The following is a 21576-nucleotide window of genomic DNA, read 5'->3' on the forward strand; positions in this document are numbered from 1 at the left end:
CAGGGGATTTGAAGAAAGTCGCATTTCGGAAAAGATAGCTGTCTATCCTGGTAGCTATCTGTTATTTCTGCGCAGTTACATTTTGACATGGAGATTTGCAATGCGGTTTGCTGCGAAAACAATAACCACGGCGCTGCTGGTGGCATTGAGTTTAACCAGCGCTTCAGCGCTGGCTTGGGAAAAAGACAAGACCTATAAAATTACCATTCTTCATACTAACGATCATCACGGTCACTTCTGGCGCAATGAGTACTCGGAGTACGGCCTGGCGGCACAAAAAACGCTTGTAGACAGCGTGCGTAAAGAAGTCGCGGCAGAAGGCGGCAGCGTGCTGTTGTTGTCCGGGGGTGATATCAACACCGGCGTGCCGGAATCAGACCTGCAGGATGCTGAACCGGATTTTCGCGGTATGAGCCTGATTGGCTATGACGCCATGGCCGTCGGCAACCACGAATTCGACAATCCGTTATCCGTGCTGCGTCAGCAGGAAAAATGGGCGAAGTTCCCGCTGCTGTCCGCCAACATTTATCAAAAAAGTACCGGCGAGCGCCTGTTTAAGCCCTACGCGGTTTTTAAACCTCAGGGCATTAAGGTGGCGGTTATCGGCCTGACCACCGACGATACGGCTAAAATCGGCAACCCGGAATACTTCACCGATATCGAATTCCGCAAGCCTGCGGAGGAAGCCAAACTGGTGATTCAGGAGCTGCAGGGCACCGAAAAGCCTGACGTGATTATCGCCGCAACCCACATGGGCCACTACGATAACGGCAACCACGGTTCAAATGCGCCGGGCGATGTTGAAATGGCAAGAAACCTGCCGGAAGGTGCGCTGACGATGATTGTGGGTGGTCACTCACAGGATCCGGTCTGCATGGCGCAGGAAAACCAGAAGCAGAAAGATTATGTACCGGGTACGCCGTGCGCGCCGGACAGGCAAAACGGCACCTGGATTGTGCAGGCGCATGAGTGGGGAAAATACGTCGGGCGGGCAGATTTTGAGTTCCGCAACGGCGAGATGAAGCTGGTGCATTATCAGCTGATCCCCATCAACCTGAAAAAGAAAATCACCTACGATAACGGGCAAAGTGAGCGCGTACTTTACACGCCTGAAATCGCCGAAAACCAGCAGATGCTTTCCCTGCTGACGCCGTTCCAGAACAAAGGCCAGGCCGCGCTGAAGGTGAAAGTGGGCAGCGTGAACGGGCACCTGGAAGGGGACCGCAGCAAAGTACGCTTTGTGCAGACCAACCTGGCGCGCGTATTGCTGGCGGCACAAATGGCGCGAACCAACGCAGACTTTGCGGTGATGAGCGGCGGCGGCGTGCGCGATTCTATCGAAGCCGGGAACATTACCTATAAAGATGTGCTCAAGGTGCAGCCATTCGGCAACACCGTGGTTTATATCGACATGAACGGCAAAGACGTTGCGGAATACCTTACGGCGGTGGCGCAGAAAACGCCGGACTCCGGCGCTTACCCGCAGTTCTCTAACGTCAGCTTCACCTCAACCGGCGGCAAGCTGAGTAACCTGAAAATCAAAGACCAGCCGATTGATCCGGCCAAAACTTACCGCATGGCCACGCTAAGCTTCAACGGCACCGGCGGCGATGGTTACCCGGAAATTGATAAAAAGCCGGGCTACGTCAACACCGGGTTTGTCGATGCGGAAGTCCTGAAGCAGTACATCGAACAGAACTCCCCGCTGGACGTAAATGCTTACCAACCTAAGGGCGAGGTAAGCTGGAACTAAGCGTTAATCGTGGCGGGCGATATCGGCGAAGCTGGCATCCAGCAGTTTCGCCAGATCGCTTGCCGCGAGTTCGATATCCAGCCCGCGCTTGCCGCCGGAAATGTAGATGCTGGCAAATTCCTGTGCCGGAGCATCAATCACCGTTGGCAGGCGCTTCTTCTGCCCCAGCGGGCTAATGCCGCCCACCAGATAACCGGTGATTCGCTGCGCGACCATCGGGTCCGCCATTTCAACCTTCTTCACGCCCAGCGCCTTAGCGACCTTTTTCAGGTCAAGCTGCCCGGCAACCGGTGCCACCGCCACGGCCAGGTGTTTCATGTCGCCATTCAGCGCCACCAGCAGCGTTTTATATACCTGATCGGCATTCAGCCCCAGTTTGCGGACCACTTCGTCGCCAAAGTTGGTTTCCAGCGGATCGTGCTCATAGGCATGAATTTGAAAGCTGATTTTGTTTTTTTCGAGGAGTTTTACCGCGGGAGTCATGGTTTCCTTCTTTATTCGTTGTTTTGAAAACGCACAAAATAGTAATCATAGTGATATACTTGACGAGTAATATAGCGCTACACAATAGTGATGGCGTAAACCATCACATTAAGCGACAATTCAGCTTCGGTTGCTTCGGCAGCCGGGATAAACAGAATAATAAATGAAATTCCTCTTTGACGGGCCAATAGAAATATTGGCCATTTTTTTATCCTTTTTTCAGCATTTCTGGCAGGTTACCTTCGCCGTAAAGGTGCAATGCCCCGACGGCAACCACATAGCGCCCGGCGGGCAGCTGTTGCAGAAACGCCTGCCACTGGCGGTTTCGCTGATGCATCAACACGTCATACAGTGCATCGCCAAAGGTGTTCGGTAGCGCAATATTGCCTTGCTGCGGCGGCGTTTCCAGCCACCAGCCAATCATGATCTGCAGCAGCCGCGCGTTGGTGTGCCAGTGCTCCAGCGTGTCGTTCAGCAGCGGCAGCCCACCTTCAGGTAACCCCTTCAATAATTCTATCTGGCTTTGCGCGCCTTCAAGCTCGGTGACCGGCACGCCGTAGCGCTGTGCAGCTTCCAGAAGCTGATAGTCGATGCCGTAGTCCGGGCGAAGGCCAAGCCGCTGTGCCTGATGCGCCTGTAAAATCAGTGCCACCTGCCAGGCGGGCTGGTGCTCAATGCTGCTCAGTGAAATACCTAACTCGCTGCACAGGCTCAGCACCTGCTGGTAATCGTCTGGAGCCAGACGAGCCTCCAATTCGATGTCCTCCACTATTTCGCTGAACGGCGAATCGCCAGAGCGGATATCTGCCTCGACGATCAGCGCATCTGCCGTGCGAAGTTTGTCCACCAGGCGTGAGGAAAGCGGAGCCATGTCCCGGGTACCCATATGAATGCTGCCCACGAGGTGCAAATGGCGCTTGCCGGGGAGCGTGATATCAAGGGCAGGCCAGGGATAAGTAGAGGCTGTCAGGCTGGAAAGCAGTGCGCTAAGACGTTGGAACAAACCCATATCGCGATTCCCTGGCTAAAAAGCCATGCTAACGCCCTGGGCTGGAAGGGGAAAGGAAAAAGTCGGCCTTCCGCTCAAAAGGAGAAGGGAAGGCCGCTGAGAAGTTAGTCTTTCGGTTTAAAGCGCAGCAGGCGGTTGGCGTTGCTGACCACGGTGATGGAAGACAGCGCCATCGCGGCACCGGCAACCACCGGGTTGAGCAGCGTGCCGGTCAGCGGGTAAAGCACGCCCGCGGCAATCGGAATGCCAAGCGAGTTGTAAACGAACGCCCCCATCAGGTTTTGCTTCATGTTCCGCAGCGTGGCTTTGGAAATGGCCAGCGCATCGGCAACGCCCACCAGGCTGTGACGCATCAGCGTAATGGCGGCGGTTTCAATGGCGACATCGCTGCCGCCACCCATCGCAATCCCTACCTCGGCCTGAGCCAGCGCCGGGGCATCGTTAATGCCGTCGCCGACCATCGCCACCTGGCGGCCCTGCTGCTGCAACTGCTTGATAGCGTCAGCTTTGCCGTCCGGCAGCACGCCCGCAATCACTTCATCAATGCCGACTTCTTTGGCGATAGCGTTGGCGGTCACCGGGTTATCGCCGGTGAGCATGACCAGGCGGTAGCCGTTACGGTGCAGGCGCTGGAGCGCACTGACACTGTCGCTGCGAAGCGGGTCGCGGATGGCTAACAGCGCCATGAGCTGGCCGTCTACCGCCAGCAGCACCGGGGTTGCGCCCAGGCGAGCCTGAGTATCAATGCTGTCGGCAAGTGGCTGAGTGTCCACGCCCTGCTCATCGAGCAATGCTTTGTTGCCCAGCAGCAGTTTATGCCCGTCCACCTCACCGCTGACGCCGAGCCCGCGCAAAGTACGGAACGACGTCACTTCCGGCAGCGTCGAACTGCCTGCTTTTTCAATAATGGCGCGAGCAAGCGGGTGGCTTGAACCCTGCTCAAGCGCGGCTGCAAGGCGTATCGCTTGCACCTCGTCCACGCCGGCGCGGGTTTCCACGGCGACCACCTGCGGTTTGCCTTCGGTCAGCGTGCCCGTTTTGTCAAAGACCACAGTATCCAGCGTGCTGGCGCGCTGCAGGGCATCGGCATCACGAACCAGAACGCCAAATTCGGCGGCACGGCCCACGCCTGAAATAATCGACATCGGCGTGGCAAGGCCCAGGGCGCAAGGGCAGGCGATAATCAGCACCGTGGTGGCAATGACCAGGGTGTAAACAATTTGCGGTGCAGGGCCGACGAAGTACCAGATGGCGGCACTGATCAGCGCGATAGCAACGACGACCGGCACAAACACGGCAGAAATTTTATCGGCAAGCTGGCCGATTTCCGGCTTGCTGCTCTGCGCCTGGCGAACCATGCGGATAATACGTGACAGCGTGGTGTGGCTGCCGGTGGCGGTGGCGGTGAACAGCACGCTGCCGTCCTGCACTACAGTCCCGGCGTGAATCCCATCGCCGTTTGATTTTTGCATCGGCACCGGTTCGCCGGTCAGCATCGCTTCGTCGAACCAGGCTTCACCTTGGGTGATTTCCCCGTCAACCGGCACGCGGTCGCCGGTGGTCAGGCGCAGCGTCATTCCGGCGGTGACTTCCGCCAGCGGTAAGGTTTTCTCGCCTTCTTCCGTCACCACTCGCGCGGTCGGCGGCGTTAAGTCCAGCAGGCGTTCAAGCGCTTTAGAAGAGCGCTGACGTGCGCGCTGTTCCAGCATATGGCCGAGATTTATCAGGCCGATGATCATCGCGCTGGCCTCGTAGTAGAGGTGGCGGGCTTCCATCGGGAAGTGCTGCGGCCAGATATTCACGGTAATCGAATAGAGCCAGGCCGCGCCGGTGCCGAGGGCGACGAGCGTGTCCATGGTGGCCGCGCGGTTCATCAGGCTGCGCCAGGCGCTACGGTAAAAATGACCGCCGGCAAAGACCATCACCCCAAGGGTAATAATACCGATGGTCAGCCACAGGGAGCGGTTGCTCTCGGTGACCATCATGTTGTCGCCGATCATGCCCCAGATCATCACCGGGATCCCGACGGCGAGGGCAACAATCGCCTGCCAGCGGAAGCGCTTCATGGCAGCGTTCGCCGTTTCTTGCTGGCGCTCGCGGCGTTTCTGATCGTCTTCAATCGCTTCGGCACCGTAGCCGGCACTTTCCACGGCTTTGACCAGCGATTCTGCGGAGGCGGTGCCCATCACCAGCGCACTGCGCTCCGCAAGGTTAACCCGTGCCTGGCTGACGCCCGGTACATTTTGTAAGGCATTTTGCACCCGGGAGACGCAGCTGGCGCAGCTCATACCGCCGATCAGCAACTGCTGGCTGTCATCGTCGGTAGAGGCTGCCGGAAGCGAAGGGGCGACCGCTGTCAGTGCTTCCGACGGAGTTGATGACTCTGCCAGCGGTTCAGCCTTTGGGTGGCTGGCGACTTCTGCGCCGTATCCCGCTTGTTGGACAGTTTCCACTAACGCTTCCGGTGTGGCACTGCCGGTAACGCGGGCGTGGGTTTGGGTGACTTCAGCCTGCTCAACGTCTGCACGCTGCTCGAGGCTCTCTTTGACGCGTTTAACACAATGGCCGCAGGTCAGGCCATCCAGATTCAGATCCACAATGTGTGACATCGCGAGACTCCTGTATGATGGTGAGGTGAAATATTGACCGAAAGGATGATTCGGTTAACTATGAAAGAGGTTAAACCTTCCATCAAGGGGAAGGTCAAGGAGCAAAAATGAATATTAGCGATGTGGCGAAAAAAACCGGGCTAACCAGCAAGGCGATTCGTTTTTACGAAGAGAAAGGGCTGGTCACGCCGCCGTTTCGTGCCGACAACGGCTACCGCAGCTATACGCAAAAGCATCTCGATGAGCTGACGCTGCTGCGTCAGGCCCGTCAGGTTGGGTTTAATCTGGAAGAGTGCAAAGAGCTGGTGAGCCTGTTTAACGATCCGGCCCGGCACAGCGCGGACGTAAAAGCCCGCACTTTGCAGAAAGTCGCGGATATCGAGCGGCACATTATTGAGCTGCAGAATATGCGCCAGCATTTGCTCACGCTGGCAGAGGCTTGCCCGGGTGATGAAAGCGCCGATTGCCCGATCATCGACAATCTTTCCGGCTGCTGCCATCGCCACGAGATAAACTAAACCGCCTTAATTTTGAGCGTTATGCCTTCCACGGCCAGCACCACAACTTCACAGCCCGCCGGGAGATCTTCATCGGCGGTGACTGGCCAACTGCTGTCGGCCACGCGTACATGTCCCCGGCCATTGACCAGCGCCGCTTCAAGACGGAAGCGGCGGCCAACCAGCTGCTGCCCGCGCTGATTCAGCACTTCACCTGGAATTTGCTGCTTGCGGCTGGACAGCCAGCGCCACCAGAGAAAGGCGGCGATCAGTGTCAGCAGGGCAAAGCAGACGCCCTGCGTTTCCCAGCCAAGCGGCAGCAGCCAGACCAGCAGGCCGGTGATTACCGCCGCCACGCCGCTCCACAGCAGATAGCCGCTGGCGCCGAGCATCTCCGCCGCCAGCAGCAGTCCGCCAAGCGCAAGCCAGAAGACGTGTGGGTGCGCGAGAATACTGTCGATCATTTTTTACGCTCGGTGCCGCTCTGGGCGATAAGTTCGCTGATCCCGGCGATGGAGCCCATCAGGCTGGAGGCATCCAGCGGCATCAGCACCACTTTGCTGTTATTGGCCGACCCGATTTGCTGCAGCGCGTCGGTGTATTTTTGGGCCACGAAGTAGTTCACCGCCTGAATATCCCCTTTGGCGATAGCTTCGGACACCATTTGCGTGGCGCGGGCTTCTGCTTCGGCACTACGCTCGCGGGCTTCCGCCTCGAGGAAAGCAGACTGGCGCTCACCCTCAGCTTTCAGGATCTTCGACTGCTTTTCACCTTCGGCTTTGACGATCTCCGCCTGGCGGATCCCTTCGGCCTCAAGAATGTAGGCACGCTTGGTACGCTCGGCTTTCATCTGGGCGTTCATCGCATCAATCAGCTCAGCCGGCGGGCGCACGTCGCGGATTTCGATACGGGTGATTTTAATGCCCCACGGGTTGGTGGCTTCGTCGACGATGTGCAGCAGGCGGGTGTTGATGTTGTCGCGCTGGGACAGCATTTCATCCAGCTCCATCGAGCCGAGCACGGTACGGATGTTGGTCATCGTCAGGTTGATGATCGCCAGCTCAAGGTTGCTGACTTCATAGGCGGCGCGCGGGGCGTCAACCACCTGAATGAAGCACACGGCGTCAATGGCGACGTTGGCGTTGTCTTTGGAAATGACTTCCTGAGAAGGGATGTCGAGCACCTGTTCCATCATGTTGATTTTGCGGCCTATGCGATCCATAAACGGCACCACAAGATTCAGGCCTGGCATCAGGGTTTTGGTGTAGCGGCCAAAGCGTTCGACGGTCCATTGGAAGCCCTGGGGCACGATTTTTACCCCGGCCGCCACAATCACCAGCGCCACGAGAATTAATACGGGGATCACGATAAGCATTAAAAAACCTCCTGTTTGTTTTGCATTCAGTCTAACTGCTTAATTTGAAACATTCAGCAACATCCCTGAGCCCGATGAGAATTAATTGCTGCTTTCCTTTTTATTATGCCTAAATGGAATGATTTTCATGGAGTAAGTTCATTTCACGCATGGTGTTCGCAGGCGTAGTATCGAATGCTTCGGCAGCTCGCGCTATCGGGCGGGCGGTATTTGGCAAGAACACTTATCCCGGTGAGGAAGCAATGGGAACAATAATAGCTGAGCAGCATCAGGCGAATAACAACCGCTGGCAGAAAATTGTGGAAGAATTAATTTCACCCATGGCGATTGATATTGACGGCAACGGCCCGGCAGATATTCGGGTGAACAATCCAGATTTCTTCAAGCGGATATTACAGGAAGGTTCTCTCGGCCTGGGGGAAAGCTATATGGACGGCTGGTGGGACTGCGACCGGCTGGACATTTTATTTACCCGGATTTTGCGCCACGGCCTGGACAGCAAAATGCCGAAGCATTTCTCCGACCTGCTGCGTATTGCCGGGGCCAGAGTTTTTAATTTGCAGTCCCGGAAACGTGCCTGGATAGTCGGCAAAGAGCACTACGATATTGGCAACGATCTGTTTGCGGCGATGCTCGATCCGTATATGCAATATTCCTGCGGCTACTGGAAAGACGCGGGCAATCTGGAAGAATCTCAGCGTAGCAAGTTGCATATGATCTGCGAAAAACTGCAGCTCAAAGCGGGCATGAAGCTGCTGGATATCGGCTGCGGCTGGGGCGGGCTGGCGCAATATGCGGCGCAGGAATATGGCGTCTCCGTCGTCGGCGTGACTATTTCGGCGGAACAGCAAAAAATGGCGCAGGATCGCTGCCGGGGTCTGGACGTTGAGATCCTGTTGCAGGACTATCGCGACCTCAATAGCAAATTTGATCGCATTGTTTCCGTGGGCATGTTCGAACACGTCGGGCCAAAAAACTACAATACCTATTTTGAAGTTGCTGCCCGCAATTTAAAACCTGATGGCCTGTTCTTGCTGCACACCATTGGTTCGAATGAAACGGATTTAAACGTCGACCCGTGGATCAACAAATACATCTTCCCTAATGGCTGTTTGCCTTCGGTGCGCCACATTGCCAGCGCCAGTGAAAAACATTTCATTATGGAAGACTGGCACAATATCGGGGCGGATTACGACAGAACGCTGATGGCCTGGTACGATAATTTCCTCCGCTGCTGGCCTAATATCTCGCGTAATTATGACGAGCGCTTCAAACGGATGTTTACTTATTATTTGAATGCCTGCGCGGGCGCATTTCGCGCGAGGAATATTCAGCTTTGGCAGGTGCTGTTAAGTCCGAATGGGGTGGACGGCGGGATCCGCGTGTATAGATAAACAGAAGGCCGGAATATCCGGCCTTTTCTGTTTTCAGCTGATTAATACATCAACGCATAAATCTGACGGCGGTATTTGGACGCAAGCGCGTCGCCGGTGCCCAGCGCGGCCAGAATCTCCATCATCATTTTGCGTGCCTGGCCGTCGGCGGCACCCAGGTCTTTTTTCAGGTGGGTGTAAAGCAGCTCCAGCGCTTCTTCGTTCCGGCCAACCTGATGCAGCTGCAGCGCGAGCTGGCTGGCGAGCTGGGCGTTGTCCGGCTCGTTTTGAACCTGCTGCTGCAGCTGCTGAATTTCCGGCGTGTCGGCGGCCTGTTTCAGCAGTTCAATCTGGGAAACCAGCGCCTGATAGCGGGTGTCCTGGTCCTGCAAAGGCACGGTTTTCAGGACCGCTTCGGCGTCTTCGCTGCGGTTCAGGGCAATCTGCACTTCCGCCAGCAGCAGGCCAATTTCGCTGTTCTGGCCAGACAGCTGCCACGCATCTTTCAGCAGCGGCAGGGCTTCGGCGTGTTTGCCTTCCTGCATCAGTTCTACGGCCTGCTGGGCTTTCAGCTCTTCTTCACGCGGCAGCACTTTGTCGAGCAGGGCGCGAATCGCCTCTTCCGGTTGCGGCCCCTGGAAACCGTCCACCGGCTGACCATTCTGGAACAGATAGACGGTAGGAATGGAGCGCAGGCCAAACTGCGAAGCCACCATCTGTTCGGCGTCGCAGTCCACTTTGGCGAGAATAAACTGGCCGCTGTATTGGGCCGCGAGCTTGTCCAGGATCGGCGTTAACTGCTCGCAATGCTGGCTGCGGGCAGACCAGAAATAAAACAGCACCGGCTTAGCCATAGACTGTTCCAGCGTCTGATGCAGGTTCGCTTCGGTAATGTTGATAATGTTTTCTGCGGACATGGGCGATTCTCTGTTAAGCATTTGTTTTTTTACATGGGGACTGAGGCCGGGACTTCAACTCAGCGCCGTAAAATTTTGTCCATTGCGCACGCTGGCAGCAGGCGGCGGAGCACGGTAATCACGTGAGTTACCACGGTCACCGGGTAGCGCAGCTTCGGCCTTGGGCTTTCAAAAGCATGGCGTACTTTCGCTACCACCGCTTCCGGGCCGAGCGTAAACCGCGCGGCAATCCCCGGATTCTCTACCGGTTTGTCGCTTTGGGTTTGATTGACGTTATCGGTAAAGCGGGTGCGTATCGGCCCCGGCTCAATCAGGCTGACTTTAATCCCGCTGTGGCGAAGCTCCATGCGCAGCGCGTCGGACCACGCTTCCAGCGCATATTTACTGGCGGCGTAGGCCCCACGACCCGGCGTGGAAATCAGCCCCATCACCGAGCTGGTCATCACGATGCGGCCTTCCTGATGAGGCTGCATGGCCGGCAGCAGCAGCATGGTGAGCTGGTGCGTGCCGAAGAAGTTGGTGGAAAATTGTTGCTCAAGCTGTTCACGGGAAATGGCGTTCAGCGGGCCATACACGCCGTAGCCACCGTTATTAAACAGCCCGTACAGGCGGTTGCCGGTGATGGTAATCACCTCGGCGGCGGCGCGTTGGACGCTTTCCGCATCATCAAGATCGAGCTCAATGCCGGTAAACCCAAGCTGATTCATGCGCTCTACATCGGCCGGTTTGCGGCAGGCGGCGAGAATGTTATAGCCAAGCTTCTGTAACTCCTGCGCGCTGGCTAAGCCAATCCCGCTGGAGCAGCCTGTAATTAAAACGGATTTTTGCATAACTTTACCCGAAGGGCGCCCCGATTATTTATCAGTCGTGTTTAACTATCTCGTTGTATCCGACGCGGCTGCGCCGGTTATTTAGAGAGTAACGGAGTCAGCCGCGTCGCCATCCAGTCGGCGATAAACGGCTGAGCATCCCGATTAGGGTGAATGCCGTCATCCTGCATCCATTGCGGTTTCAGATACACCTCCTCCATAAAGAACGGGAGCAGGGGAATATCAAACGCTTTGGCAAGCTGCGGATAAATAGCGCTAAACGCCTCATTATAGCGGCGTCCGTAGTTGGCGGGCAGGCGAATTTGCATCAGCATCGGCTGCGCACCGGCAGCCTTCACGTCGGTGATAACCTGGTTGAGGTTTTTTTCTACCTCCTGAGGCTGGAACCCACGCAGGCCGTCGTTGCCGCCAAGTTCCACTAAAACCCAGCGGGGCTGGTGCTGTTTTAACAGCGCCGGCAGGCGAGCCAGGCCCTGCGCTGCGGTATCGCCGCTGATGCTCGCATTCACGACTTTTGTACCCTGCGGCTGCCATTTGGCATCCAGCAGAGCGGGCCAGGCGCTGGTGGCCGCCATACGGTAACCGGCGCTCAGGCTATCGCCTAAAATCAATAACGTGTCCGCCGCGGCGGCGCGGAAAGTCATCAAAGCCAGAAACAGGAAGGGCAAATGCCAGCGGAAAACATTGTTGAAGTTCATCATCTTAGTAAGTCCGTGGGTCAGGGTGAACACGAGCTTTCCATCCTTACCGGAGTTGAGCTGGTTGTCAAACCGGCCGAAACCATCGCCCTGATTGGCGAGTCAGGATCGGGCAAGTCCACGCTGCTGGCGATTCTGGCCGGGCTTGATGACGGCACGGACGGCGAAGTCCACCTTTGCGGTCAGCCGCTGCACAGCATGGATGAAGAGGCCAGAGCGGCGCTGCGTGCGAAGAACGTCGGCTTTGTGTTTCAGTCCTTTATGCTGGTGCCTACACTTAATGCTCTGGAAAACGTGGAGCTTCCCTCGCTGCTGCGCGGCGAAAACAGTTCGGCCAGCCGCGCACAGGCGAAAGCGCTGCTGGAACAACTGGGCTTAGGCAAACGCCTCGATCACCTGCCTGCACAACTCTCCGGGGGTGAGCAGCAGCGCGTGGCGCTGGCTCGCGCGTTTAACGGCAAGCCGGGCGTGCTGTTTGCCGATGAACCCACCGGTAACCTCGACAGGCAAACCGGCGACCGCATTGCCGACCTGCTGTTTTCCCTCAACCGTGATTTCGCCACCACGCTGATCCTCGTCACCCACGACGAACAGCTGGCGGCACGCTGCGACCGCCGCCTGCGGCTGCGCGAAGGCAAATTGTGGGAGGAAGCATGATAGCCCGCTGGTTCTGGCGCGAGTGGCGCTCTCCCTCGCTGCTGATTGTCTGGCTGGCGCTTAGCCTGGCGGTGGCCTGTGTGCTGGCGCTTGGCAGCATCAGCGACAGAATGGAAAAAGGCCTCAGTCAGCAAAGCCGCGAGTATATGGCGGGCGACCGGACGTTGCGTAGCGCCCGCGCCGTTCCAGACGAATGGCTGACTCAGGCGCAAAGCGATGGCTTAAAGGTCGGCAAACAGCTGAGCTTCGCCACCATGACCTTTGCCGGTGACACGCCGCAGCTTGCCGATGTGAAAGCGGTCGACGGCGTTTATCCGATGTACGGCGAGCTGGAAACCAACCCGCCGGGCCTGAAGCCTGAGCCTGGCACCGCGCTGCTGGCGCCGCGCCTGCTGGCTTTGCTCAACCTGAAAGTGGGCGACAACATTGACGTTGGCGATGCCACGCTGCGTATTGTCGGGCAGGTGATTCAGGAGCCGGACGCCGGGTTTAACCCGTTCCAGATTGCGCCGCGACTGATGATGAACCTGGCTGACGTCGAGAAAACCGGGGCGGTGCAGCCGGGAAGCCGCATTAGCTGGCGCTACAAGTTTGGCGGCAACCCGCAGCAGCTGCTGCAGTATGAAAACTACCTGCTGCCGAAGCTGAAGCCGGAGCAGCGCTGGATCGGCATGGAGCAGGACGAAGGCGCGCTGGGCAAATCCCTGGAGCGTTCTCAGCAGTTCCTGCTGCTTTCCGCCTTGCTGACATTGCTGCTGGCCGTGGCCGCGATTGCCGTGGCGATGAGCCATTACTGCCGCAGCCGCTACGACCTGGTGGCGATCCTGAAAACGCTGGGGGCGGGCAGGGCAGCGCTACGGAAACTGATTATCGGCCAGTGGCTGATGGTGCTGGTGCTCTCAGCGATTGCCGGAGGCGCCGTCGGCTTGCTGTTCGAGGCCGCTCTGATGCAACTGTTGAAGCCGGTATTGCCCGCCGCATTGCCGCCAGCGAGCCTGTGGCCGTGGGTGTGGGCTATCGGCGCGATGGTCACTATCTCCGTGCTGGTGGGGCTGCGCCCATACCGGCTGCTGCTGGCCACTCAGCCATTGCGCGTCTTGCGCCGTGACGCCGTGACCAACGTCTGGCCGCTGAAAATTTATCTGCCGGTTATCAGCGTGGTGGTGGTGTTGCTGCTGGCGTTACTAATGGGCGGCAGTTCGCTGCTATGGGCGGTGCTGGCGGGCACGTTGGTGCTCGCGGCGCTGTGTGGCCTCGTCGGCTGGGGCGTGCTGAAGCTGCTGAAAAAGCTGACGCTGAAAAACCTGGCCCTGCGCCTGGCGGTTAACCGCCTGCTGCGCCAGCCGTGGGCGACGCTCAGTCAACTGGCGGCGTTCTCGCTGTCGTTTATGCTGCTGGCATTGCTGTTAGTGCTGAGGGGAGACTTGCTTGACAGATGGCAGCAGCAGCTGCCGCCGGAAAGCCCGAACTACTTCCTGGTGAACATTGCGCCGGAGCAGGTTCAGCCGGTGAAAACCTTCCTTGCCGACCACCAGGTGATCCCGGAGTCGTTCTATCCCATTGTACGGGCGCGCATGACGGCGATTAACGGACAGTCCACCGAGGGCAACCCGGATGAGGCGCTGAACCGCGAGCTGAATCTGACCTGGCAGAGTGAGAAGCCGGATCATAACCCTATCCTGGCGGGAAGCTGGCCGCCGAAGGCCGGGGAAGTGTCGATGGACGACGGCGTGGCGAAACGCCTGAACATTAAACTCGGCGACAGCGTGACCTTTATGGGGGATACCCAGGACTTTACCGCGAAAGTCACCAGCCTGCGCAAGGTGGACTGGGAAAGTCTGCGGCCAAACTTCTACTTTATCTTCCCGCCGGGCGCGCTGGACGGGCAGCCGCAGAGCTGGCTCACCAGCTTCCGCTGGGAGGGGAATAACGGCCTGCTGACCCAGCTTAACCGCGAGTTCCCGACCGTCAGCCTGCTGGATATCGGGGCTATCCTGAAACAAATCGGCCAGGTGCTGGAGCAGGTCAGCCGCGCGCTGGAGGTGATGGTGGTGCTGGTGACCGCCTGTGGCCTGCTGCTGTTGCTGGCTCAGGTACAGGTGGGTATGCGCCAGCGCCATCAGGAACTGGTGGTTTATCGCACGCTGGGCGCGGGTAAAAAGCTGCTCAGAACCACGCTGTGGTGCGAGTTTGCCGTGCTGGGGCTGGTGTCCGGTCTGGTAGCAACCATCGGCGCGGAAACGGCGCTGGGCGTACTGCAAACGCGCGTGTTCGACTTCCCGTGGGAGCCGGATTTGCGCCTGTGGATCGTGCTGCCGGTGACCGGGGCGGTATTGCTGTCGCTGTGCGGCGGCTGGCTGGGCGTTCGTTTGCTGAAAGGGAAGGCGCTGTTCCGCCAGTTTGTCGTCTGAGGAGGCCGGGCAGGGATGCCTGGCTATCGCTATAAACTTTGTTATATTTCGCTATTTATTGCGTTAGAACATATTTTCTGCATTTATTGATGTTTTTTTAATATCTATTAAGAAAAGACTGATAGATAACCGCACGAATTAATAAAAATCCCTCAGAAATCGGGCTTAATAAGCGTTAATATGCCCCCGCTTATAATAAATATGGTTACTAGGGATTACAGATGAAATCAAATTTGCGCGCTTTACCATTACTGATTGGGGCCGGCCTGCTTGCAGGTATGGCGTCTTTCGCTGCTAACGCAGAAATCACCGTCCTGAAGCAAGATCCGCAGGCCGGGAACCCGCTCAGCCGCCTCAATTTCACCGTGGGCGGCAGTATTCGTCCACAGTTTAATATGATGTCCGGTGACGGCGATAAGGGCTCTTACAAACGTAATGGCTTTGATGGCGGCACCCGTTTCCGCTTCGCAGCTGATTATTATCTGTTCGATGATATTAGCTGGATCAGCTATTACGAGCTGGGCGTGAATATTCCGGCGGTCTTCGAGTGGGATAACCACTATGCAGAAGGCGCGAACAATACTACTCGCCGTATGCTCTATACCGGCCTGAAAAGCAAAACCTGGGGTCAACTGACCTACGGCCAGCAAAACAGCATCTACTATGATGTGGTTGGCGCGAAAACCGATATCTGGGACTACGACATGATCGGTCAGGCTCCAGGTAACGGCATGAACGGCGACTACGACGGTTCTTACCGTTCCCGCAACATGCTGAAGTACAAAAACACCTTCGGCGATGCGGACGTGTACGCTTCTTACCTGTTTGAAGATCACGATATTCGTGCCACCAACGGCATGCGCTACAAGCGTAAAGGCGGCGGCTCTCTGGGCGTGGATTACCACATCACCAAAGACCTGACCTGGGGTACCGCATGGAACTACACCCGTGCCGATATGCGTAACCCGACCGACGGCGACAGCAAGTCTTACAACCAGAACATCTACGGTACGGCGCTGAGCTGGAAACCGGACAACTGGACGTTCAGCTTCGGCGGCGGCTGGTACCAGAACTTCCTGACCACCAAGCTGAAAGACGTGAACAACTACTTCTCCGGCGACGCGTGGGGCATCGAGTACTTCGCGGGTTACACCATCCCGGTTGGCCAGTACGCGGTGAAATCCGTACAGCCATACTTCATGGGTGACCGCCTGCAGTACGTGACCGGCCGCAGCTACCAGCGCATCGACAACGGTGTGGGCGTGAGCTTCAAGCTGGATTACGGCTTCCAGGTGGATTACGAGCACGTCTTCACCTCCAGCACCGACAACCTGGGCGACATGAACCTGGTTCGTCTGCGCTACGATTTCTAATCGTGCCTCTGGCGGGTGGCAGCCTTGCTGCCCGCCTCATTCAGCGTTTCCTGCCTTATTTTTTATCTAATCAGAAACGGGTAAGCATGTTCGGGCCTTGAAGGCTTTGCGCCACTGTGTGGGCGTGGTTTTAAAACGCAGTCTGAAATGATGCCTGAGTGTTTCCGCTGAGCCGAATCCAGACTGTTCTGCCACCTGGTCAATGCTGAGTTTTTCGCTTTCCAGCAGCGCACAAGCCTTTTCCAGCCGGAGGCTGAGCATCCACTCGCCCGGCGTAGTGCCGGTGGCATCCTTGAACCGGCGGATGAAGGTCCGGCGGCTCATGCCCGCTTGCCTGGCTAACTGTTCAATCACCAGGGGCGCATTGAGATGGTGGCGCAAATCGTCCAGCAACGGCGCCAGACTTTTGGTGCTGCGTTTAGGAACGGGTTGTTGGACCCTCTGTGCCTGGCTGCCTTCCCGTAACGGGGGCGTAATCATGCGCTGCGCAGTCCGGTTGGCGATTTCAATCCCGTAATCACGACGAATAAGATGCAGACAGAGATCGACCCCAGCGACACCGCCTGCGGAGGTGATCAGGCTGCCCTCATCGACGTAAATCATGCTGTGCTCCACCTGCACCGCAGGGAACCTGTTCGCGAGGATCTCGGTGCTGTTCCAGTGGGCGGTGGCTCGCTTGCCGTCCAGCAATCCTGTTTCGCAGAGAATAAAACTGCCGGCGCAAATCGACACTATGCGGGAACCATTTTGATGGGCGCGTTGTAAGGCGGCAATCAGCGGCTCCGGGGCCGGTTCAAAAATATTTCGCCAGCCGGGGATGACAATTGTCCCGGCGCCGTCCAGCAGCTCCAGTCCGCCATCCACCACTAAACGCACGCCACCCTGAGCGTCAAAAACACCCTTTTCTAACGATGCGACGCGCAAGTCATAGAGAGGCTGGCCGAGCACTTCATCCACGCGGCCAAAAGCTTCGACGGCAATCCCGAATTCAAAAGTGCAGAGACACTGATAGGCCAGCACAACCAGCCGTCGATTTTTCGGTCTAAAAGCGCGGTCTTGATCTGGATTGATGCCTGGCATAGTCGTCCTGTTTCTAAAAATGGCACGATCTTGACGATATCTGACCTGAGCGTCGATTTCTACTTCACCCCGAATCTTTCATGCTGGCACTTTCTTAACGTTTTGCAGGAAATCAGTATGAAAAATCTCTTAGCGCTGATGGCGGTTTGTTTAGCCGCGTTGATGTCGGGCCTGGAAATATCCAGCGTCCCGGTTATCCTGCCGGTGCTGGAAAAGCAGATGCAGGCCAATTTCCGCGAACTGCAGTGGATCATGAATGCTTACACGCTCTCCTGCACGGCGGTGCTGATGGCCACGGGGACGCTGGCGGATAAATATGGCCGCAAGCGTATTTTTATTATCAGCATTGTTGGATTTGGCCTGACGTCGATCCTCTGTGGCCTGTCCCGGACGCCGGAATGGCTTATTGTGGGGCGCTTTTTGCAGGGACTGAGCGGCGGGGCGATGTTAACCAGCCTGATTGCCATCTTGTCGGTTCAGTTTCCGGAAGGAAAAGCGCGCAGCCGGGCGTTTTCCGCCTGGGGGATCACATTTGGCTTTGGGCTGGGCTTTGGCCCCGTCATCGGCGGCGTGCTGGAGGCGTGGTTTAGCTGGCAATGGGTATTTCTGATCCACGGCGTTATTGCGCTGCTCACCCTGGTCTTGACGCTGAAAAATGTTATCGAGTCGCGCGAAAACACCACGAAACCGCTGGATGTCGCTGGCCTGATGACGTTGAGCGTGGGCGTGGTGGGGGCAACCTGGCTCATCACCCAGGGCGAGAACATCGGGTGGAGCAGTCATGAAGCCCAGTTCATCCTACTGGGCACGTTTATCAGCCAGGCGCTGTTCGTCATTATTGAGTTACGCCACCCGCATCCTATGTTTGATTTCTCCGTCTTTCGAATCAGGCCTTTCTCCGGCGCGCTGATGGGATCTGTGGGGATGAATTTCAGCTTCTGGCCGCTGATGATTTATCTGCCGGTTTATTACCAGATAGGGAAGGGCTACAGCATTATGGAGACCGGCATGGCGCTGCTGGCCTATACCTTGCCCACGCTATTAATGCCACCGGTCGGTGAAAAGCTCGTGCTGCGATACGGTGCCGCACGCATCATCCCGCTGGGGCTGCTTGCTATCGGCCTGGGATTTGTGCTGATGAGACTGGGTGTTATCTATCACGTCAGTTTGCTGCCAGGCGCAATACTCTCGGGCATGGCGCTGGGGTTAATTAATACTCCGGTTACCAACACTACCACCGGCTCCGTGGGTGCTAACCGTGTGGGCATGGCTTCCGGGATTGATATCAGTTCACGCCTAATTACGCTCGCCATCAATATTGCGTTAATGGGGAGCCTGCTGGTGGCGGGGATAGCCGAAAGCTTACAGAGTCATATCGACAGCGTGAGCGAAAGGTATGCTCTGGCAGAACAAATAGCCGGCGGCACCAGAGCCACGCTCAGCAGCGATATTATTATTCAGGCGCTGAATAACGGTTTTTCCGGCGTGCTGGCCTACGGCGCTATAGGCGTGGGCTGTTTGTCGCTGGCGAGTTATTTGCTGTTCAATTTCAAAACAAACGTTAAGCGCAAACGGGCGGCATCCTGCGCTGATTAGCTCATCCCAATGCAAAGCGGGTTTTCCGCTTTGCTTGGTTGTTATTCGCAAATGCCCTGTTCATGCCCGCCGCGCCTTCTCCCGCGAGCAAGATGAAATATTTTCAATTAACCCTGTTAACGGAATGTGCCATCTTATTCTGTCCAGTTGGATCAACAACTTAGTAAGCGGCCCGTGAAAGAGGCTCGCCTCAGGACACCACACATCATTCTGTTAGGGAGAATACCCATGGGAAATCATTTCGGCTGGCGCGTGGCGACCGGCGCTTTACTTCTGGCCAGCGGCCTGCAGTTTGCTCAGGCTAACAGCGACCCGCACACCATTGTCTTCGGCGTAGCGCCGGGGCCATACGGAGACATGGTCAAACAGGCCATCGCCCCGTCGTTAAAAGAGAAAGGCTATAAAGTCGTGGTGCGCGAGTTCAGCGACTACGTGCAGCCCAACATGGCGCTGGCCAACGGCAGCATCGACGCCAACCTGTTCCAGCACTCGCTGTACTTCGACAAATTCACCGCCGACAAAAACCTCAAGCTGGCGAAGCTTATCACCGTGCCAACCGCCGGGATGGGCATTTATTCCCATAAAGTCAAAAGCCTGGACGAGCTGAAGAAGGGCGATATTGTCACCCTGTCTAACGACCCGACCAACCTCGCCCGTGGGCTGCGCTTCCTGCAGTCGATGGAGCTTATCACCATCAAAGAGAACATTGACCCGACCAAAGCCTCCGAGCGCGATATCGCCACCAACCCGAAAGGCCTGGTGTTTAAATCGCTGGAAGCCGCACAGCTGCCTCGCACGCTGGACAGCGCCAGCGCCGCGCTGGTCAACGGTAACTTTGCCATTGCCGCCGGGCTAAAACTCTCTTCCGCGCTCAAACAGGAACACCTGGACGAGAACCTCAAAAACATCATCGCGGTGCGTGCCGAAGATGCGGATAAACCGTTCGCCAAAGACATCGTGGAGACCGTGAAATCCCCGGCCTACGAAAAAGCGATCGACGATCCGCAGAATATTTTCAACGCCTTCCAGAAACCGGACTGGATGGTTGCCGCCGATAAAAAGTAATAGATCAAAGCGGGCAGGCGGGATGCCTGCCTTTTGTCGCTGATTTGAGGTTGTCATGATTGAGATTGAAAAGGTCTGCGTGGACTTCCCCACGGGCCGGTGCCAGACCAGCCGGGCCGTGAACGATGTTTCGCTGCACATTGGCGCGGGGGAGATTTTTGGCATTGTCGGCACCAGCGGAGCCGGGAAAAGTACCTTATTACGTACTCTGAACGCGCTCCAGCGCCCAAGTGAGGGTCGCGTAAAAATCGGTGGGACTGAGATCACCGCGCTGCGGGGGGCCGAGCTGCGCAAAGCGCGTCAGCGTATCGGCATGATTTTCCAGCACTTCAATTTGATGCACACCCGGACGGTCAGGCAGAACGTGGCGTTCAGCCTCAAAGCCGCAGGCTGGGAACGCAGTAAAATCGGCCCACGCGTGGCCGAAATTCTTGAACTGGTGGGCCTGGCCGACAAAGCCAACCGCTACCCGGTGCAGCTGAGCGGCGGGCAGAAACAGCGCGTGGGCATTGCGCGCGCCATCGCTAACCACCCGGATGTTTTACTCTGTGATGAACCGACTTCCGCGCTGGATCTGGAAACGTCGGCCACCATTCTCGCGCTGCTGAAAAAGATCAATCAGCAACTGGGGATCACCATCGTGCTGATCACCCACGAGATGAACGTGATCAAAACGATTTGCGACCGCGTGGCGGTGATGTCCGGCGGGGAAGTGGTGGAGTCCGGCGAGGTGTTCGACATCTTCGCGCATCCGCAGCATGAATTTACCCGGCAGCTGGTGTCCCATACGCTGAACCTGACGCTGCCGGTGCGCCTGCTCGACAACATGCGCGGCGCGCTGCTGAAAATCATGTTCGTTGGCGACTCGGCCGAACAGCCGGTGCTCTCCTTCGCGGCGGTGAAGTTCGGGGTCGGCGTGAACATTCTGCATGGCAAAATTGAGTACATCAGCGACCGCGCGCTGGGCATTCTGGTGGTGGCGATCACTGCGCCCGGCAACCCGGCAGCGGTGGGGGATGCCATCGACCATATTCGGAAACATACGGCCTGTGTGGAGGTGCTGAATGGATGATTTAGTCGCGGACCTGACGATTGCCTTTGGCGAAACCTTCCAGATGCTGGGCATTTCCACGCTGCTGGCGATCATCGGCGGCCTGCCGCTGGGCTTTTTGATCTTCGTGACCGACCGCAATCTGTTCTGGCAGAACCGCGCGCTGAACATCATCAGCTCGGTGGTGGTGAACATCGTGCGCTCGGTGCCGTTCGTCATTCTGCTGGTGCTCTTGCTGCCGCTGACGCAGTTCCTGCTCGGCAACACCATCGGGCCGATTGCGGCTTCTGTGCCGTTATCGGTGGCGGCGATTGCGTTTTATGCCCGCCTGGTGGACGGCGCGCTGCGGGAAGTGGACAAAGGCATTATTGAAGCGGCGGAGGCCTTTGGCGCCAGCCCGATGCGCATCATTTGCACCGTGCTGTTGCCGGAAGCCAGCACCGGTTTACTGCGTGGGTTAACCATAACCCTGGTCAGCCTGATCGGTTACTCGGCGATGGCGGGGATTGTCGGCGGCGGCGGCGTGGGTGACCTTGCGATCCGCTTCGGCTATTACCGCTACGAAACCCAGGTCATGGTGGTCACGGTTGTGGCGCTGATTGTGCTGGTGCAGATCGTGCAAATGTTTGGCGACTATCTCGCCAAACGCGCGGACAAACGCGACAGGCATTAACCTTCTTCTGGCCGGGCATCCGTTCGGCCAGCATGATTTTTAGCTATCGGAGACGTTCAGTTTCCGGCAGCTTTCTCCCTGATAAGTCTCCAGGCTGTAATTTTCTATAGCGTTTCATCATTCCTG

At 57.2% G+C, this 21576-nt stretch carries 19 protein-coding genes; 10 read left to right on the plus strand and 9 right to left on the minus strand.

Features of this window, described 5'->3' with window-relative positions; genetic code table 11:
- Nucleotides 1–100 precede the first annotated feature (100 nt).
- On the plus strand, nt 101–1753 hold the full coding sequence (ushA, locus tag ACR6JA_RS10365; RefSeq protein WP_213715620.1) for a bifunctional UDP-sugar hydrolase/5'-nucleotidase UshA: 1653 nt from the start codon (nt 101–103) through the stop codon (nt 1751–1753).
- A 3-nt stretch (nt 1754–1756) separates the two neighbouring features.
- On the opposite strand, the gene ybaK is transcribed toward ushA, so the two are convergent.
- The 3 genes from ybaK to copA form a co-directional block, all read right to left on the minus strand.
- Nucleotides 1757–2236, minus strand: a complete 480-nt coding sequence (ybaK, locus tag ACR6JA_RS10370) for a Cys-tRNA(Pro)/Cys-tRNA(Cys) deacylase YbaK (protein ID WP_494492697.1) — start codon at nt 2234–2236, stop codon at nt 1757–1759.
- Nucleotides 2237–2444: 208 nt separating this feature from the next.
- A complete protein-coding gene (locus ACR6JA_RS10375) occupies nt 2445–3245 on the minus strand; it encodes a TraB/GumN family protein (protein ID WP_213715621.1) in 801 nt (266 codons plus the stop codon).
- Nucleotides 3246–3349: 104 nt separating this feature from the next.
- Nucleotides 3350–5854, minus strand: a complete 2505-nt coding sequence (gene copA / locus ACR6JA_RS10380) for a copper-exporting P-type ATPase CopA (RefSeq protein ID WP_494492698.1) — start codon at nt 5852–5854, stop codon at nt 3350–3352.
- Nucleotides 5855–5961: 107 nt separating this feature from the next.
- Between copA and cueR the strand changes: the two genes are divergently transcribed.
- Entirely contained in the window at nt 5962–6372 is a 411-nt protein-coding gene (cueR, locus tag ACR6JA_RS10385; protein ID WP_038480251.1) for a Cu(I)-responsive transcriptional regulator, read from the plus strand.
- On the opposite strand, the gene ACR6JA_RS10390 is transcribed toward cueR, so the two are convergent.
- Nucleotides 6369–6815, minus strand: coding sequence for an NfeD family protein (locus ACR6JA_RS10390; RefSeq protein ID WP_494492699.1), 447 nt, complete (start codon nt 6813–6815; stop codon nt 6369–6371). The genes cueR and ACR6JA_RS10390 overlap by 4 nt on opposite strands.
- Entirely contained in the window at nt 6812–7726 is a 915-nt protein-coding gene (locus tag ACR6JA_RS10395) for an SPFH domain-containing protein (RefSeq protein WP_213715624.1), read from the minus strand. Before ACR6JA_RS10395 ends, ACR6JA_RS10390 begins: the two co-directional genes overlap by 4 nt.
- Before the next feature lie 242 nt (nt 7727–7968).
- Between ACR6JA_RS10395 and cfa the strand changes: the two genes are divergently transcribed.
- On the plus strand, nt 7969–9120 hold the full coding sequence (gene cfa, locus ACR6JA_RS10400; protein ID WP_494492700.1) for a cyclopropane fatty acyl phospholipid synthase: 1152 nt from the start codon (nt 7969–7971) through the stop codon (nt 9118–9120).
- A 41-nt stretch (nt 9121–9161) separates the two neighbouring features.
- Here the strand turns inward: cfa and ACR6JA_RS10405 are convergent, their stop codons facing one another.
- The 3 genes from ACR6JA_RS10405 to tesA form a co-directional block, all read right to left on the minus strand.
- Nucleotides 9162–10016 carry a co-chaperone YbbN gene (locus tag ACR6JA_RS10405; protein WP_166990630.1) on the minus strand — a complete coding sequence of 285 codons (855 nt, stop codon included), beginning with the start codon at nt 10014–10016 and terminating at the stop codon, nt 9162–9164.
- A 59-nt stretch (nt 10017–10075) separates the two neighbouring features.
- The gene (locus ACR6JA_RS10410; protein WP_494492701.1) at nt 10076–10846 is read right to left on the minus strand and encodes an SDR family oxidoreductase; all 771 of its coding nucleotides are present in this window, start codon (nt 10844–10846) and stop codon (nt 10076–10078) included.
- Between the two features lie 77 nt (nt 10847–10923).
- Nucleotides 10924–11547, minus strand: coding sequence for a multifunctional acyl-CoA thioesterase I/protease I/lysophospholipase L1 (gene tesA / locus ACR6JA_RS10415; protein WP_494492702.1), 624 nt, complete (start codon nt 11545–11547; stop codon nt 10924–10926).
- On the opposite strand from tesA, the gene ybbA reads away from it, so the two are divergent.
- From ybbA to ACR6JA_RS10430, 3 genes are all read left to right on the plus strand, one after another.
- Nucleotides 11515–12201 (plus strand): putative ABC transporter ATP-binding protein YbbA, encoded by a 687-nt coding sequence (gene ybbA, locus ACR6JA_RS10420; RefSeq protein ID WP_008460230.1) that lies wholly within the window; start codon nt 11515–11517, stop codon nt 12199–12201. The two genes, tesA and ybbA, sit on opposite strands and share 33 nt — an antisense overlap.
- Nucleotides 12198–14612: a putative ABC transporter permease subunit YbbP gene (ybbP, locus tag ACR6JA_RS10425; RefSeq protein WP_494492703.1), complete on the plus strand. Its 2415-nt coding sequence runs from the start codon at nt 12198–12200 to the stop codon at nt 14610–14612. The genes ybbA and ybbP overlap by 4 nt, the downstream gene beginning before the upstream one ends.
- Nucleotides 14613–14833: 221 nt before the next feature.
- On the plus strand, nt 14834–15985 hold the full coding sequence (locus ACR6JA_RS10430) for a porin (protein WP_494492704.1): 1152 nt from the start codon (nt 14834–14836) through the stop codon (nt 15983–15985).
- A 66-nt stretch (nt 15986–16051) separates the two neighbouring features.
- On the opposite strand, the gene ACR6JA_RS10435 is transcribed toward ACR6JA_RS10430, so the two are convergent.
- Nucleotides 16052–17065 carry a helix-turn-helix domain-containing protein gene (locus ACR6JA_RS10435; RefSeq protein ID WP_494492705.1) on the minus strand — a complete coding sequence of 338 codons (1014 nt, stop codon included), beginning with the start codon at nt 17063–17065 and terminating at the stop codon, nt 16052–16054.
- Nucleotides 17066–17182: 117 nt separating this feature from the next.
- On the opposite strand from ACR6JA_RS10435, the gene ACR6JA_RS10440 reads away from it, so the two are divergent.
- The 4 genes from ACR6JA_RS10440 to ACR6JA_RS10455 all read left to right on the plus strand — a co-directional run bounded on the left by ACR6JA_RS10440 (nt 17183) and on the right by ACR6JA_RS10455 (nt 21450).
- Nucleotides 17183–18661, plus strand: coding sequence for an MFS transporter (locus ACR6JA_RS10440; RefSeq protein WP_494492706.1), 1479 nt, complete (start codon nt 17183–17185; stop codon nt 18659–18661).
- 228 nt (nt 18662–18889) lie between these two features.
- Nucleotides 18890–19726, plus strand: a complete 837-nt coding sequence (locus ACR6JA_RS10445; RefSeq protein ID WP_039305463.1) for a MetQ/NlpA family ABC transporter substrate-binding protein — start codon at nt 18890–18892, stop codon at nt 19724–19726.
- A 55-nt stretch (nt 19727–19781) separates the two neighbouring features.
- Nucleotides 19782–20798: a virulence-associated ABC transporter ATP-binding protein SfbB gene (sfbB, locus tag ACR6JA_RS10450; protein WP_494492707.1), complete on the plus strand. Its 1017-nt coding sequence runs from the start codon at nt 19782–19784 to the stop codon at nt 20796–20798.
- Nucleotides 20791–21450 carry a methionine ABC transporter permease gene (locus ACR6JA_RS10455; RefSeq protein WP_494492708.1) on the plus strand — a complete coding sequence of 220 codons (660 nt, stop codon included), beginning with the start codon at nt 20791–20793 and terminating at the stop codon, nt 21448–21450. Before sfbB ends, ACR6JA_RS10455 begins: the two co-directional genes overlap by 8 nt.
- The last annotated feature ends 126 nt before the right edge of the window (nt 21451–21576 follow it).

Source organism: Cedecea sp. B1(4) (genome assembly GCF_059414925.1).

Coding starts and splice junctions, on each gene's coding strand:
- ushA (WP_213715620.1), top strand. CDS start 101: ATGCGGTTTGCTGCGAAAACAATAACCACGGCGCTGCTGGTGGCATTG.
- ybaK (WP_494492697.1), bottom strand. CDS start 2,236: ATGACTCCCGCGGTAAAACTCCTCGAAAAAAACAAAATCAGCTTTCAA.
- ACR6JA_RS10375 (WP_213715621.1), bottom strand. CDS start 3,245: ATGGGTTTGTTCCAACGTCTTAGCGCACTGCTTTCCAGCCTGACAGCC.
- copA (WP_494492698.1), bottom strand. CDS start 5,854: ATGTCACACATTGTGGATCTGAATCTGGATGGCCTGACCTGCGGCCAT.
- cueR (WP_038480251.1), top strand. CDS start 5,962: ATGAATATTAGCGATGTGGCGAAAAAAACCGGGCTAACCAGCAAGGCG.
- ACR6JA_RS10390 (WP_494492699.1), bottom strand. CDS start 6,815: ATGATCGACAGTATTCTCGCGCACCCACACGTCTTCTGGCTTGCGCTT.
- ACR6JA_RS10395 (WP_213715624.1), bottom strand. CDS start 7,726: ATGCTTATCGTGATCCCCGTATTAATTCTCGTGGCGCTGGTGATTGTG.
- cfa (WP_494492700.1), top strand. CDS start 7,969: ATGGGAACAATAATAGCTGAGCAGCATCAGGCGAATAACAACCGCTGG.
- ACR6JA_RS10405 (WP_166990630.1), bottom strand. CDS start 10,016: ATGTCCGCAGAAAACATTATCAACATTACCGAAGCGAACCTGCATCAG.
- ACR6JA_RS10410 (WP_494492701.1), bottom strand. CDS start 10,846: ATGCAAAAATCCGTTTTAATTACAGGCTGCTCCAGCGGGATTGGCTTA.
- ybbA (WP_008460230.1), top strand. CDS start 11,515: ATGCCAGCGGAAAACATTGTTGAAGTTCATCATCTTAGTAAGTCCGTG.
- tesA (WP_494492702.1), bottom strand. CDS start 11,547: ATGATGAACTTCAACAATGTTTTCCGCTGGCATTTGCCCTTCCTGTTT.
- ybbP (WP_494492703.1), top strand. CDS start 12,198: ATGATAGCCCGCTGGTTCTGGCGCGAGTGGCGCTCTCCCTCGCTGCTG.
- ACR6JA_RS10430 (WP_494492704.1), top strand. CDS start 14,834: ATGAAATCAAATTTGCGCGCTTTACCATTACTGATTGGGGCCGGCCTG.
- ACR6JA_RS10435 (WP_494492705.1), bottom strand. CDS start 17,065: ATGCCAGGCATCAATCCAGATCAAGACCGCGCTTTTAGACCGAAAAAT.
- ACR6JA_RS10440 (WP_494492706.1), top strand. CDS start 17,183: ATGAAAAATCTCTTAGCGCTGATGGCGGTTTGTTTAGCCGCGTTGATG.
- ACR6JA_RS10445 (WP_039305463.1), top strand. CDS start 18,890: ATGGGAAATCATTTCGGCTGGCGCGTGGCGACCGGCGCTTTACTTCTG.
- sfbB (WP_494492707.1), top strand. CDS start 19,782: ATGATTGAGATTGAAAAGGTCTGCGTGGACTTCCCCACGGGCCGGTGC.
- ACR6JA_RS10455 (WP_494492708.1), top strand. CDS start 20,791: ATGGATGATTTAGTCGCGGACCTGACGATTGCCTTTGGCGAAACCTTC.